General features: G+C 43.4%; 15 protein-coding genes. All 15 read right to left on the reverse strand.

Annotated features, from left to right (window positions below):
- Positions 1-169 precede the first annotated feature (169 nt).
- Positions 170-400 carry a hypothetical protein gene (locus tag PS3_RS03880; protein ID WP_040468052.1) on the reverse strand — a complete coding sequence of 77 codons (231 nt, stop codon included), beginning with the start codon at positions 398-400 and terminating at the stop codon, positions 170-172.
- A 36-nt stretch (positions 401-436) separates the two neighbouring features.
- A complete protein-coding gene (locus PS3_RS10435; protein ID WP_176662250.1) occupies positions 437-613 on the reverse strand; it encodes a hypothetical protein in 177 nt (58 codons plus the stop codon).
- Between the two features lie 147 nt (positions 614-760).
- Positions 761-883, reverse strand: coding sequence for a hypothetical protein (locus PS3_RS10740; RefSeq protein WP_268869362.1), 123 nt, complete (start codon positions 881-883; stop codon positions 761-763).
- 240 nt (positions 884-1,123) lie between these two features.
- Positions 1,124-2,395: a GH25 family lysozyme gene (locus tag PS3_RS10440; protein WP_050950814.1), complete on the reverse strand. Its 1,272-nt coding sequence runs from the start codon at positions 2,393-2,395 to the stop codon at positions 1,124-1,126.
- Entirely contained in the window at positions 2,396-2,911 is a 516-nt protein-coding gene (locus tag PS3_RS03895; RefSeq protein WP_050950815.1) for a phage holin, LLH family, read from the reverse strand.
- Positions 2,912-2,913: 2 nt separating this feature from the next.
- Positions 2,914-3,177 carry a hypothetical protein gene (locus tag PS3_RS03900; protein ID WP_040468054.1) on the reverse strand — a complete coding sequence of 88 codons (264 nt, stop codon included), beginning with the start codon at positions 3,175-3,177 and terminating at the stop codon, positions 2,914-2,916.
- 6 nt (positions 3,178-3,183) lie between these two features.
- Positions 3,184-3,993, reverse strand: a complete 810-nt coding sequence (locus PS3_RS03905; protein WP_050950816.1) for a hypothetical protein — start codon at positions 3,991-3,993, stop codon at positions 3,184-3,186.
- Positions 3,994-4,004: 11 nt separating this feature from the next.
- Positions 4,005-5,051 (reverse strand): BppU family phage baseplate upper protein, encoded by a 1,047-nt coding sequence (locus PS3_RS03910; RefSeq protein ID WP_040468055.1) that lies wholly within the window; start codon positions 5,049-5,051, stop codon positions 4,005-4,007.
- Between the two features lie 15 nt (positions 5,052-5,066).
- Complete coding sequence (locus tag PS3_RS09770) at positions 5,067-6,236, reverse strand: SGNH/GDSL hydrolase family protein (protein WP_050950817.1); 1,170 nt, start codon at positions 6,234-6,236, stop codon at positions 5,067-5,069.
- Between the two features lie 14 nt (positions 6,237-6,250).
- Positions 6,251-6,589: a hypothetical protein gene (locus PS3_RS03920; RefSeq protein WP_040468056.1), complete on the reverse strand. Its 339-nt coding sequence runs from the start codon at positions 6,587-6,589 to the stop codon at positions 6,251-6,253.
- Positions 6,590-6,591: 2 nt separating this feature from the next.
- On the reverse strand, positions 6,592-6,774 hold the full coding sequence (locus tag PS3_RS03925; protein ID WP_040468057.1) for a hypothetical protein: 183 nt from the start codon (positions 6,772-6,774) through the stop codon (positions 6,592-6,594).
- The gene (locus tag PS3_RS03930) at positions 6,774-8,606 is read right to left on the reverse strand and encodes a tail fiber domain-containing protein (protein ID WP_141566734.1); all 1,833 of its coding nucleotides are present in this window, start codon (positions 8,604-8,606) and stop codon (positions 6,774-6,776) included. The genes PS3_RS03925 and PS3_RS03930 overlap by 1 nt, the downstream gene beginning before the upstream one ends.
- Before the next feature lie 3 nt (positions 8,607-8,609).
- Positions 8,610-10,706 (reverse strand): phage tail protein, encoded by a 2,097-nt coding sequence (locus PS3_RS09775; RefSeq protein ID WP_050950818.1) that lies wholly within the window; start codon positions 10,704-10,706, stop codon positions 8,610-8,612.
- Entirely contained in the window at positions 10,703-11,623 is a 921-nt protein-coding gene (locus PS3_RS03940) for a distal tail protein Dit (protein ID WP_007122131.1), read from the reverse strand. The genes PS3_RS09775 and PS3_RS03940 overlap by 4 nt, the downstream gene beginning before the upstream one ends.
- Positions 11,624-11,627: 4 nt before the next feature.
- The gene (locus PS3_RS09780; protein WP_050950819.1) at positions 11,628-14,051 is read right to left on the reverse strand and encodes a phage tail protein; all 2,424 of its coding nucleotides are present in this window, start codon (positions 14,049-14,051) and stop codon (positions 11,628-11,630) included.
- Between the last annotated feature and the right edge of the window lie 3 nt (positions 14,052-14,054).

Below are 14,054 nucleotides of genomic sequence, written 5' to 3' on the forward strand. Positions count from 1 at the left end.
TTTTTAGGAATAATTATGAGCAATTATGAATTATCAATCCTTGATATATCAGTAAATGAGTAATTATGAATCATTATGAGTTATCAGTCATGTACACAATTTGTACACAAGAAAAGGTTGCTACTGGATGCGGTAGCCTTGCAAAACAAAAGGGGCCCTATATGAGTCCCTATTTTTTATCTACATCGTGATCAGAAACTGAAATATCATCTTTCTTTGATAAAGAGATTAAACTTCTGTTCATATCATGGCCTACTTTTTCCCAATCAGAATAGGTAAATCCACCAACGTTCTTATAATCATTGCGACGATTCAACTCCTTTTGAGATAACCCAAGCAAGTTAAAAGCTTTAACAGCGTCACTAATTGATCTTGATGCAATTGTAATTAGCTCACTCATAACCTCATCTCCTTTTGTCATCTCATTATATCTTGATCAATCTAATTGTTCAATTCTAACCTTGATCAGCTGTTGCAATTCTTCAAGGTCATCCTTAGTAGCGGCCTTAGTAATAAATGACCGGGCCCTAGATCGCCAGCTAAGGTAGGCTTTCCGGCTCTTATTCTTCTCGTCCCAATTCCTATTGGCTTTTTTTCTGGCCTCTGTTACCATGATGTCACCACCGTGTAAATTAATGCGATAATACTAATTATTAATACTGCTATACTTAGGTTACGGGTAAAGAGTGCAAGTTTCATAATTTTATATCTCCTTTATGATATACTAAAGAAGAGGCCAGTGACCTCTTCGAGCTTGATTTTAGTGTTTTAACAAGTTCCAAATCATCATGATCAAATTAACAATTGCCGTTGCTAGGTTGATGATCGATGTTTGCTTGTTTAGTTTAACTGCTTCAAGCTCTTTTCTTTTGCGCTTTTTCATAACTATCCTCCTTTTACTTATTATAATACACTGTTAACCGTGTATATTCAATAATTTTTGGCTAATTAATTTAAATCTTTCCACAACAAAAAAAGCCCTACCTACCAGCATTCTTGCCAGTTAGTAGGGCTTTTATAGTATCAACTAAGCGGTATTAAATTAATGAGTTACTATCCAGATTAATATTAGCCCGATTGCAATATCAACAATCAGATTGATTAACTTTGACCAATCCATAAGCTAATTAACATTGGTTACGGCGATGTTACCGTCAACACCGAATCCAGCCCAGTTATCGGCAAATTGCCAGATGGCTACCCCATTCATGCTTGGGAAGTAGTTCATATCTGCTTGCCATTGAGCACTGGTGGTTGGATAGCTAGCGACCCAAAGAGAGTTAGGAAACTCAGCCAAAACTTCAGAAATATTGACATTATTCCGGAAAGCACTTGCCCCAGAATAAAGCATCGTCTTGTATCCGGCTGCTTGAACCGTCCGCATAAATGCCAGGATTGCTTGTGTGTTAGCTTCTGTGTTGCCATAGATGTAGTTGCCATCACCAGATTCCCAATCGAGACAGAGGTAACTGCCAGCTGGTAAGCCGGCGGCTTGGGCTTGTTGGACGGCAAAGTTAGCTTGATTAACGGCGGCATAGCTGTCGTTACTAAAGGTCGCAAAGTGGTAAGCCATCGTGTACAAGTTATTCGCTTGAGCGCTGGCAATTTGACCAGAGGCATTGTAGTTTATATAGCCGGTTCCTTCAGTAACCTTAACAATCGCATACTTGGCCCCGTTGGCCGCATAGCCACTCAAATCAGTTCCCTGAAAACTGGAAACATCCACGCCATAATCGCCGGTTTGAATTCCCCCTTGCAAGACCCCATCCACATCTGCGTGATAGGTAGCTCCATTGATGGTTACGTCTTGATTCTTGGCTAAAACTCCATCTTTGTCAAAGTAGTAGCTATGGCCCCAGTTGCTGTACACGTAATCTCGAGCTAACGCACCGTCCGGTTTGAAGTAATATGTGTTACCCCAGTTAGAGTAGAACTGATCTTGGTACAGAGCCCCATCGCTTCCAAAGTAATAGGTGTTACCCCAGTTACTATAAAATTGATCAGTGTACCGCTTGCCATCCGCACCATAGTAGTACGTGTGGCCCCAGTTGGTGTAGAAGTAGTCGGTTACTTGCTCACCGGTAGCGTCGTAGTAGTAGTTACCATCATCACTAAAGCCGTCCTTGACCATGACTCCATCATCGTTGAAGTGGTAGACGGTACCATCAATCTTGGCGGTTTTGTTAGTCAGGCGGTAACCGTCAGCATTGAAGTAGTAGTTATTACCCCACTTGTAGAGCCATTGGTCTTTGATCGTCTTACCATCAACCTTGTACGTCACTTTAGATCCGGCATCATCCGTCTTGGATGATCCATTGGCGATTACTGGTGCGGTGCCCAAAATAAAAGCGGACGCTAATGCGACCGCTCCCCATTTGACTTTATTTTTAATCATCTATTTTACTTCCCCTTTTTCGCTGAGACTGTTGTATGCGGCAACGGATTCACTAGCTGTTTGACTAGCCTGAGCAAGTTGTGATTCAGCTACACTAGCCGATAAGCTGGCGCTTTGACTATCTAACTGGCTAGCTTGCTTTGATTCAGATTCTTCTTTCGTCACGGCTGGGTAGGAGTCTAAAGCACCATCCGCCTTGAGTTGTGCGTATGCTGCTTCCACGGCGTTAGTTAGTTCCTTTGTAGTAGTAGCCGTAAAGCCCAGCTTAACCAAGGCCTCCTTAACGTAAGTGACCGCTCCTTGAAGTTGTGCACTTTCTGGCACGTAGCCATCACTAGCGATCTTTTCCATCATGACAACGGCCTCCTTAGCGTATTGAGCTAGATAAGCTACGTAATTGGCGTCTGTTTTAGCTGCTGTGTTGTTTTTAAGTAAGTTTGATAGATAAGGCGTGCTAGCCGTTAAGATAGCGATAGCGACCGCCACAATCCATTGTGCAATCGTCTGTGTGTTCATTTTTAGTCGTCCTTCTTTTTTTCGTGATAATTCCTAAAATCTTCTAGCCTGATAATCCGTGTTTCGTGATTGTCAAGTATTTTGTCTTGTTGGTCGTTGATACTCCGCTCCTGCTTAATGGTTTCAGTAAGCTGATTCAACGACTGATTGGTTGGTCGCAAGGCTAACCGTATGACATACAGGAGCCCGCCAAGCATTGATACTCCGATCGTAATGATTGAAGCGATCTCATCCCAGCCGAGTCCCATTAATTGATGTGGTGGCAAGTTTAATCACCTACTTTCCTGTGTCGTTGGTGTCGCTAGCTTAGCGCTTAGCGTATTGGCCTGGTCTTGTAGCTTGACAATCGTTTGAGCTTGACTGTTAACCTGATCTTGGAGTTTGCTGACCTTGTCACTTAGCGTTGCCACCGTGTCCTTATCAACAATATTAGCTACCATTGATAAGTCTGCCTTGTTAGACAGTTTGGTGTCCATTTGGCTAGCTGTGTAGTAACTAGTCAGCGTTGATTTATCCACCTTGTCAGTCAAGAGCTTGGTTAGAGCGTCCGTGGCAGTGTATGCGCTTAGATCTTGCCTTGGAATCACGAAGCTAAGCGTGTGTGTTGTCCCATCGACACTATCCGTTACGCTGGCACTATCACCTGTCGTCACTGTGCCGATCTTAAAGCTAGGCGTTATACCGTTCTTACCATCCGTCGCCTTTGGCAAAACGATATCGAGTTTGACGTCACTGGTTGTTCCGGAGTTAGTGACGGATGCACTGTCACCAATCGTCACCGAATTAATCGCAAAGCTAACCCCGGCATCACCATTATTGCCCTTGGTTCCTTGAGCCCCAAGAGCAGTGACTCCAGTGTCTGATCCGTTGATGACCCAGTTGAAAGTCGACGAACTAATCGCTACTGTGTCAGCTCTAGCTCTAACTCCACTATCAACACCACTAACGAGCCAATCGCCAGTTGAGGCATCAACCGTTGGCAAGAGTTTTGCTAAATCTGATTGTTTAATTTGGATAGTCCCGTCATCTTGCAAATTAAGAGTTAAGACAACATCGTCACCCAAAATTGATGTATCAGCCATTCAACCACCTCCTACCAGATAAAGATTTGCATTAAGTTCCAGTACCAGTTAGCAGGATTGCTTTGATCACCAACTTCTTGTACTTGCAGCGTCGCGCCGTTGAGGCTTAGCCATAGCGTCGAGTTTGCATCCGCTACTTGCAGTGGGTTAAGCATCATGACGTTAGGCTGCCCCTCAAGTGGTCCGATTTTTACAAAATCTTGGAATCCACCCCATTTTGGCAGAGCGTTGTTACACGTTAATGACCCAGTTAGAAACAGCATGTTAACTGTCCCAATCTTGACTTGGCGCATCCGCAATGATTTATTTTGAGCATTAATCATAGTTAACCCTTTGGCGGTTACTCCACTGTCGCTAACCAATCCACCAACCATTGCTTGAATTGCTGCCAAAGCGTTACCAGCGAGTGCGTTAGCGGTCAACGTCCCAGTAACGGTGGCGTTGTTAAAGGTTTGTGTTCCGCTAAAAGTTTGATTTGACCCAACCTTAGCCACACCAGTCGATTCAATGGTGTTTTGCATAGCCTTCAATTCAGTTGTCATGGCATCTTGTGCTGTTTGTAATGCCTTGGTTTGTGTGGTCAATGGATCATACAAAGCTAAGGCTGATTGTTCCGCTTGTGCCACACTATCTAAGTAGAGTTCGGATTGACTGGTCGTGATAGCCAGCCCGTTTTCGTAGACACTAATGCCCACATTAACCGTTGAGACTACTTGACTGTCCTTTAAGATTTGCAAGAAAGCCCGTTGATAGTCGCCCGCCGCTTGATAAAAAGCACTCGGGATGGAGAGATTTACCAACCCCTTCGTAGCATTAACCACACTAGCCGTAGTGGTCGTTTTGACCACCCCTGCACTATCCTTGCCAGATAGCTTGATCGTGTAGCCGGATAAGTTCCAGGATGATTGCACACCGCCCGACGTCTGCATGAGTTGCAAGTAGGCTGTCCGCATGTTATCGCCTTGACGGCCACTTAATTCTTGGATTGCCGTGGTATCATCACTCGGTAAAGTGGTGTCAATCGGCGTGTAGTGGTGGCCTGCGTATTTTTCTGTCATAAATAACTCCTTTCATTAGTAAGACTGATTGAGATTGTCAATCATAAGATTAAGTGCTGTTTGAGCGTTTTTAAATCCAGCATTAAGGCTGGTAATCACATCACCAATGATTAAGCTGGTTGGTGGCGTCATTGCCTCCACACTCACTAGATTGCCGTTACCATCGTCAATTTCGGTTGAGCCGAGTAGATCGATGGTGGTTTGACGCAATAATAAAACCGTGTCGATCAGATAATTCCGAAACGCACGGTTTAGTAAGGTAAATGATTTAGCTGTCCAACCAACTTCAGTGGCATTGACCCCCGCAATCTGACAAATAGCGTTGATGAGCTTGTTGATGTTGCTGTTTAACTTTGAATTAAGCTCAGACGTTGCATTGATTGTCTCTAAGCTAATCTTGTCAAACTTTGGCGTGGCTGTCGTCGTTGTTGATGATTGGCTTGATCCGCTGTTATCCAGCGTTGACCAGTCAATCGATGGCGTATTGGCGTGATCTACCGTGACACCAGTTGACGAGCTCTCAGTCGATGTTGCCGACTGCTTAGCCGTTAAGTAAGTAGCATTGTAGTTCGGCTCAATCGATTTAATCCAGCTTGCCAGCCTTGCCGCCATCTGTTGTTGGATAGCGTTTACTGGGTGGATCTGACCATCGCCTAAAGTTTGTTCTCGATTGCTATATGTGATCAGTGGATTGTCTCGCCAATCATACGATGGCAATTTGAGTGTCGTCGCCTCATCTTTGATCGTGTCATAGATTTGGCGTTGACTATAACCTGCTTCGTTAACAGCACCATCATCGGATCCTTTAGCAAAACTAGGTGTTGGTAGTTCGATATAAATCCGAATTGTTGGATTATCTGATCTCATCTTAGCGATTCCAGTCGACATAGCGGATGTAATCTGCTTAGGACTTGAGTGCGGGAAGTCGTCGAAATCGTTGATCCCATAGCCCAAAAGGGCCACATCGTAGTTCTTAAAGTTGAACTTGACGATTTGTTCAAGGAAGTTGTCCTTGTTATCAACGTCCGCCCAACGTGTACCACCAATAGCTTGGTTATCAACCGTCCAGCCCAGCGTTGTTCCAATGGCATCGGGGATCGTCGGATTCGCTCTAGGGTGGCTAGCTCCCCACCCCGTAACGCCCCACAGGATAGAATCCCCAAGCACAATAAGTTTAGTAGCCATAAGCTACCTCCTTGCTATAGAGCGACACTATCTGTCGTTGATGTCAAGCTAGCGGTATTAGTGGTATCAGCAGCGCTTGCGTTATCTGCCGTGTTAGCCGTTGATGATGCGGTTAAAGCGTCATTTGTGAAGTAGTTCCGGCTAAGCTTGAGCGCTAAATTAACGATCACGACACGATTAAGATTGTCAAAAGTTTGTGCTCCAGATAAGTCCGCTTGCATGATCCGCACACGAGTAGATGCGTAGCCGTTCGTGGTTGGTTCTGTTCCAAGGAGTGCTACTTCAACGTATTCCGTTTGCCCCTTTTCATCAAGTGCGTATGTAATTTGAGTTGGTCGAATTTGATATGCCATGATTATTTACCTGCCTTTTCTGTTGATTCTTCGTTGTCGTTCTTTAAGCTATCTAGTTGCGTTTGCAGATCTTGGTTAGCTTGCGTAAGTTTGTTAACTTGCACTTGCAAGACCGTATTTTCTGCTTGTAAGCTACCCAGCTTTTCCGCAAACGCTTTTGTCAATTCCTCTAAGTTAAATTCCATTAAGCTTTTGCCTCAACTTTCTCTAATCGTTTCGTCAATTCTTGGACCGCCCCCATCAAGGCCCCGATAATATTGTCATCGTCCCGCGCCGGGGCGTCTCCATAAGTAGCTGCGATAAATTCGGGCGGGGTATTATATTGGGCTACTTGATTGACATCATCAATAATTGGCCCAAAATGGCGGAAATTACTTCCCGTGGCTATTTCTGACTTGAAAGTAAAACTTGTCAAATCAGTTTGATTAATTAGTGCTAACGACCTTGCCGTATCTAAGGGCTCAATGTTGGTCTTTAATGAGAGGGCTGAATGCAGTGAATGTCCCATTGCTTCTACATAACCGGCCACCCATGACCAACCTTGCACCCGCAGCTGGCATCCGACGGCTGAGATCGTATTATCCCCATGAATGTCAATCAAGGCATCATGAATGTTGATTCCCGTTCCCGTCACTTGCGATACCGTCTTATATTTTAAGCTGGGTCCCGAGAGATCAAGATACAAGCCATTAATCACATCGGTCTGTAGACCGGTCCCATAATGATACTCGAAATAGGGATCTTTATTACCAACGACTAATTTGGAATAGGTGGCATTGTTCGTATGCACTTCCCACCGATTGTCTTCATTAGAGACAATTAATTTGCCCTGCCGATCCAGATTATCAATGTCGCGAACCGCAAAGCCACCTTTATTCTTACCATGATAGTTAATGGATAATTCGTTGGTCGTGGTATTACTAATCGGTGAACCAGCAATCCCAATAAAGCCTGGTTCTACATTATTTTTACTAAACACCACTTGATCCTTAGTAAAGTAGGTTCCTGACCCATTACCCGTTCGGAAATCAATCAAACCCTGATTTAGGTTCACTTTTAAAGCACCCGTGGCAATGGTTCCGGAAGTGATCTTATCCGCCGACAAATCACTAATGGCCGCGCCAGGTATCCATGCTTTGCCAGTAATAATCGTGTTTCCCGCATCAAGGATTAGCGATTTCTTCCCATTGCTTACCTGAATCAACGTATTTCCGCCGGCCTCTTGATTGATCTGACTGATCACGTCGCCAACTTGCACGCGCTGATTAATCTCATTTTTAAGCTGCGTCGTTGCACTGGTAAAGTCGCCCGACGATACTTTGGTCTGAATCAGGTTGCTTAGTTCCGTAACAGTCAATTGATCTGCCTTAGTAGCGACCGTTCCCTTAATGCCGTCCACCGTTGCTGATAGATTAGTTACGCTGGTTTGAGTATCATTTTTTAATTTGATTAAGTTCAAATTCCATTCGTCAGCTTTCTGTGTAGCGATTGATTGCGTGTACTCTTGCGTCGCATAGCCGGTTAGCATGCCGGTTACGTCGGACCGGGTAACCTTGTTTCGGATCTCGCTGGCTTGCATGGTGCTCTCGGCTTGTAAGCCCGTGACGGTACCTTTTAGGGTGTCCACGCTAGTTAACAAGGCTGCCACACTACTAGTGGCCTGTTTAGCATCAGATTGAGCACTGCTAGCAGCATTCGTAGCGCTCGTCGCCACGTCCCACGCGCTCTTAGCTCTGATCATCGCATCGTTAGCGCCTTGCTTAGCTTCTGTTAGAGCTTCATCTTGGGCCTTGATGGCCTCATCATAGGCTTTCGATTTCTCAACTAATGCATCCGCCTGTTTCGCCGTCTCATTAGCTGACACAATGGTCGGTTGCACCACCTTATAATTTAGATCAGAAATCATCTGTTTAACTGCATCATTTGCTATTAAGGATTGGTCACCAATCGCTCTAACCGCCGTTACCAAGTCGTTAATGCTAATTGCGTCATCCAATTGGTTATTGATTGTAATCACCTCCTACTTGGTTTCCGTTGATTTACGATATTGTTCTAGCCATGATCGGTTTGTTGAAGTTAAGGTCATATTGTTTCCTAACCAATTACTTACATCATTAACATTATGCCTAATTTCGTGAATATCTTGAAATAAAGCTGCATTAACGTCCTTCAAGGCGTTGTTGTTATTGTTAAATGTATATTTCAGACTAGCATTGGGGTTAAACCAGACATCATTACCAGAAATCTTCGTGATCATTACATCAGTATTGATATTCTGTTCCGGTATAATCGCGTGGACTTGATCACCAAGCTTGATTGATACCAGTTCGTCTGTCTTATCCAATCTATCTTGGATAATGCTTTGTAGTTTAGAACTATCAACCTCAAGGTCAAGTGAGACAACTGGTTGACTTTGAGTCTGTCTAGCAGCTTCTTCACGGGCTTCCTTTTCATCATAGATTGCATCTAATTTCAAAGGTTCGCCAACATGTACATGATATTGTTTGATGCTGTCCTCATCACGGTATTCAAACTTAATAGAATAGTAAGTCCGTGAGCTGGAGCTAGTTGACCCTGTATCACCACTAACACCACCAACTAAAGCCGCCATCTGATCGTTCCGAATCCAATAAGACGGCGCATAAGAATCAATGTTGAAGACGTTGCATACTTCGCCAGGTTCTGGCTGTTGAATCGCTTGTTGATTGTTAAGTGCCATGACAACATGGTGAGGGCCTGGATCATAGAATCCAAGGTCACCCGTTTGAACCTGTGAACGATCAATCCGATTTCCATCGTGGCACTGTGAATACGTAACTGTTCCAATTGTGATCCCGAAGTGCTTATAGACATTGCTTATGAGACCGCTACAGTCAGTTGATACAACCTGGTCAACCCCTCGTGGTCCGCCCCACGCATAGGGAAGACCAACGTTTTGTTTAGCATAATCAATTACTTCTTGTGCTCTGCTAGGCTGCTTAATAATGGTTTTGGATCTTCTTTCGCCAGTTGGTGACCAGCCAGTGTGCCCATTAATTTGAGCTAAGACATTTGGAATGTTGAAGAAGGCCAATAGCTGGTCAAAGCCATTCATAATGTCTTTGTGCCCATCCACCGCGTATTTGTTAAATGTTGCTTGTTTGAACTGTAGGAGTCCCTTTGCATTACCATCAGATAAGCCATCGTTGCCACCAATCGCTTTTTCATTGCCACCAGATTCTAATTTAATTTGAGCTAGAACTAAGCTAACGCCATTACTGTCGATTGAAACGTTCATCAGGGTAGCAGCATTTTTAACTGCGTCGCTCCAGTCGCCATTTTGACTTGTCGTCACCCCTGGTGTGCTGCCGTCTGAGGAATATGTGTCCTCCATCTTTCCAGCATATACTTTTCGGACATTAACTAGATTATTAACATCTGATTGGATCGTTGACTTGCTTACGTTATATAAATATCTAAAATCAAGATCGATGACATGCTTTAATGCTTCATACGTATAAATATGTAGCGTGTGCCCTTGTACCAAGTAAACACCACCATAAGTAGACAAGTTAGAATTAAGCCACTCTAAGACAGTTCCATCACTTAACGGGCACGACTTTTTACCGAACTCACCATGCAATTCATAATTAAGGGAGTTTCGATCGACCCCGGTGAAAAAAACCTCCAACTGATCCTTAAGATCATAAGTTTTCTTTTCACCGGTTCGCTTTGTTGTTATCCCATTCGAAGTTGACTCCGATACATCATTATTTGTGTTCGTACCTGATGTCGCTTCAGGATCGCTGTCATAACGCAGATTTTTAAGATTATCAAACACCTGATGGCTTGCCTTAATTTTGTTTTGCAGCAAGCCATTTTCATTAATCACCGGTTCAACTTGTTCAATGATATAGGATTCATTGTCATAATTAACAAAAGCCTTCACTTTAGCCATGTTAAAGACACGCTCAAAGCCTGAGCAATAGGTCAGTGTGAATGATATTTCCTTCTTACCTGACAACTCAAAATCGAAATTGAATGTATCATGCAGATCAGCAAAATTAACTAATTCCGATTCTGTCTGCTCCGTATTGGTAATCGTTACAAACGATCGAACGTTATAATTCTTACTCATGATAACCACCACACTGGATAATCAAACTTAAGCTCCCCGTCAAAGCCGGAAACCTCAAATTTATTATCTCCAATCTGTAGAGTGATAATTCCATGGTCAGTATTAATCCCGTCATTTTTATCATTTAGGAATGGATTAACACCATCTAACACCCATTTACCAGACCAGGCACCTTTACGAGCGATTGAGGTAGCAGTTGTAGCGTTCCTAATGGTCATATCACCACTTGCCGACCCTTCCAGAATCATCTTAAATGGATGCCCGCGCCGTTCAGGATCAATTACAATATCTGAAGGATTATATAAGGTAAACGCTGGTCCTCTAAAGCTATATTGGGGCGGAGCTGTTAATAACTCGTTGTTTCCAAAGCCTAAGAGATAATTATTTTGATCACCAGTAGTACCAATTGACCGACTTAAACCGAGCTGATCAGTTAATGTATACTCAACTAAAAATCCCCAGTCGTTAAAGGTCGTATTATCAACACCAGTAACCTTGACGTAGTACATCCGTTCCGGAAAGTCCGCAAAACAGATCCAATAAGGTTCACGAGTTACCAGGAAACGCTGAAGTGCATCATAAGCCAATCGACTATCTGATCCATCTCGACTATCAAATCTAAGTGTCATCTTGATTTCACGTTGATCAAAAGAACTTGAAACTAGTGATTTCCCGTCATTAATTCCTAACTTTTGACTAGTATTTGACTGCGATGATGCAGAAATTGCTGGTGTGTCAACAACATGTACTCCTTCAAGATCGGGATGGTCATAAATACTAACCCAATCAGTTGCATTGTCACTAACTGCAATCTCGACCGGATGATAGCCCACGGTGTTTTTATCTGGTGCTTCATCGATCGAAACAAAGCCGTATTGTTTCGGCTTATCAGTTCTATTTGAAAAAACTTTAATCACAATTTCACCACCGTCCTTTGATCATACTGTAATTCTTAGCATTCACTCCATTTTGATATTGATTCATCGTATTAAGAGTGTCCACAGTAACGACTGGTGTTTGATCGATATTATCTAACTTGTTTACCGCCGTTTGAACCAGCGCCTCAAGATTCCCATATCGGTTATCGGCACGGACATCAGTAATTGACTGGCTAGTGATCGTCCTGTTCAAATCATTGTTCACCGACATATTATCAGCAGACTTAAAGCCGTTGATAGTGTCGATGGATTGATTAATAGCATCGTTAATCCATCCTGACATCTGCATAACGTTATCTTGAACATCGGTAAACCCTGATAGCAATCCGGCATTTAAACCTTGCATGAAAGCCTGCCCAGCTGGAATCAGTGCAACCGCATCATCGCTAATTGGCCCTTTATGTTTAACAATCCAGTCCTTAATTCCACCGATAAATTTGGTGACCGCGTTCCAGCCGGCTTTGAGACCGTTTAAGAAACCGTCCATGATTGACTTACCGGCTTGTATCAGCGAGTTGCCCCAGTTTGCTACGATTTTATTTAATGATCCGACTGTGTTGCTGAAAATTCTGCTTACTTTGTTCCAACCGCCTTTAACGATTCCTGGAATTGCGCTCCAATTACCAGTAAATACGGCTACGATTATTTGACCAACTGTTTGAAAAATCACTGCAAATGTTTGAATAACACCACTAATAATGGTAAATGCAATTGAAAATGTAGCGACAGTCGTAGCTACAGTTGCCTGGATTACTCCAACAATTGTTGAAACGATTATCGATAAACTAGTTAGCGACGTGATGACTGCCATAATTGCACCAACAATAACAACCGCCAACGCAGGGCCTAATGTACTAATGAGATACTGAACAATTGGCTGAATAAGTGTCCATAATTGTTGAATGTATCCCCATAGTGCAGAAAATAGCGGAGCTAACGTGCTTAATGCAGTACCAATTGAGCTGAAAGCTGGCTGTAACATCGTCCATAAGCCCTGTAACGATGTAAACATAGTGGCAATGATCCCAACGATTGCTTGAATTACTGGTACAACTACCGGGCTAATTGAGTTCCAAATGCCTTGGAACCACGTAACAAATCCTTGCCATGCTGTCTGGATTGTTGTAATAACAGTGCTGACTGCGGTTGTAATTCCGTTCCATACTGCAGAAACAACTGGGCCTACTGTTTGCCAAATTCCTTGGAACCAGGTCATGAAGCCTTGCCAAGCCGCTTGGATGATCGGTACAGCGTTTGCTATATTATTTTTAATTTCAGTAAAAATTGGCGTAATGATTGATGAAAGTGAACGCCAAACTTGACCAAACCAATCCGTAAATCCTTTCCAAATTTTTTTACCGATAGTTGTCTGAGTAAAGAACACCGCTAATGCTGACACTACTGCCGCAATAATTGCAATAGTCATAATCATCGGATTGGCAGCCAAGGCGGCATTGTAAATTCGTTGTGCTCCAGCGGCAACTAATGTAGCCACGCTGATGGTGGTTAATGCTACTGCAAAGGCAGCCGCTCCAGCTGCCATTATCTTAAAAATCTTAGATCCTGTCCCATTTCCATCAATCAGGTTAATTAACGATTGAATAGGCCCACTAACGATCTGTGTAAGTGAATTATAAAGTGGAGTCAATTGGTTAGTTATCGATTCAATCAATCCATCCATTGCCTGACCAATCGATTTGTAACTAGTGGCCAGCTTTTGAGCCGATTCGGTGTTACCAGCCTTTTCGATCGCTTCAATAAAATCTGAAGTTTCTACTTTCCCGTTTTGCACGTCATTAATTAATTGACTGGTTGATTTGCCCATAGCAGCCGCTGCTTTTGAAATACCAGTGGGAGCTTCTGCAAGCATGATTTGTAAATCTTGCCATTGTAGTTTTGGTTTAGCGGCAGCTTGAATCATTTGTTGCGATAACGACTGCATGGCTTGTTTAGGGTTATCAGCAGACGCCGCCAGTCCGGCCATTCCTTTAACTAATTTTTCAACGTTATTAACACCTAAAACGGCAAACTGGCTGTAAGCACTAGCCATGTCAGCAGATGAGTAGATCGTCTGCTGAGCGTAGCTTTGTAGATCTTTCTGGATCGCCTCAATTTGCCCTCTAGATTTTCCAAGATAACTCATATTGCCACTAAATGTAGCCCAAGCTGTTTGATTCTCTTCAAGCGTGCTAATCACTTCGGACAGAGCTTTCTTGACTGTTCCAATGGCCGCATTAGCAACCGCCATTCCAGCGCCAATCAACGCTCCTGATCTTACAACTGAGTTTCCCATATTGTTTGACCCTGCTTGAACTTCTGCTAATTCATTAACGGCCTTCTCCATTGTTGCCGTGAAGTTGGCATCTACTGCCGACAATACCGCCTGAACGCTCATTTCTTCTGCCATGTT

Origin of the sequence: Limosilactobacillus gastricus PS3, from assembly GCF_000247775.1 — a bacterium.
Classification (GTDB): Bacteria; Bacillota; Bacilli; order Lactobacillales; family Lactobacillaceae; genus Limosilactobacillus; species Limosilactobacillus gastricus_A.

What these genes read in the sequence shown, in the direction of transcription:
- PS3_RS03880 (WP_040468052.1), bottom strand. Translation starts at nt 400, where the DNA reads ATGAGTGAGCTAATTACAATTGCATCAAGATCAATTAGTGACGCTGTT.
- PS3_RS10435 (WP_176662250.1), bottom strand. Translation starts at nt 613, where the DNA reads ATGGTAACAGAGGCCAGAAAAAAAGCCAATAGGAATTGGGACGAGAAG.
- PS3_RS10740 (WP_268869362.1), bottom strand. Translation starts at nt 883, where the DNA reads ATGAAAAAGCGCAAAAGAAAAGAGCTTGAAGCAGTTAAACTAAACAAG.
- PS3_RS10440 (WP_050950814.1), bottom strand. Translation starts at nt 2,395, where the DNA reads ATGATTAAAAATAAAGTCAAATGGGGAGCGGTCGCATTAGCGTCCGCT.
- PS3_RS03895 (WP_050950815.1), bottom strand. Translation starts at nt 2,911, where the DNA reads ATGAACACACAGACGATTGCACAATGGATTGTGGCGGTCGCTATCGCT.
- PS3_RS03905 (WP_050950816.1), bottom strand. Translation starts at nt 3,993, where the DNA reads ATGGCTGATACATCAATTTTGGGTGACGATGTTGTCTTAACTCTTAAT.
- PS3_RS03910 (WP_040468055.1), bottom strand. Translation starts at nt 5,051, where the DNA reads ATGACAGAAAAATACGCAGGCCACCACTACACGCCGATTGACACCACT.
- PS3_RS09770 (WP_050950817.1), bottom strand. Translation starts at nt 6,236, where the DNA reads ATGGCTACTAAACTTATTGTGCTTGGGGATTCTATCCTGTGGGGCGTT.
- PS3_RS03920 (WP_040468056.1), bottom strand. Translation starts at nt 6,589, where the DNA reads ATGGCATATCAAATTCGACCAACTCAAATTACATACGCACTTGATGAA.
- PS3_RS03925 (WP_040468057.1), bottom strand. Translation starts at nt 6,774, where the DNA reads ATGGAATTTAACTTAGAGGAATTGACAAAAGCGTTTGCGGAAAAGCTG.
- PS3_RS09775 (WP_050950818.1), bottom strand. Translation starts at nt 10,706, where the DNA reads ATGAGTAAGAATTATAACGTTCGATCGTTTGTAACGATTACCAATACG.
- PS3_RS09780 (WP_050950819.1), bottom strand. Translation starts at nt 14,051, where the DNA reads ATGGCAGAAGAAATGAGCGTTCAGGCGGTATTGTCGGCAGTAGATGCC.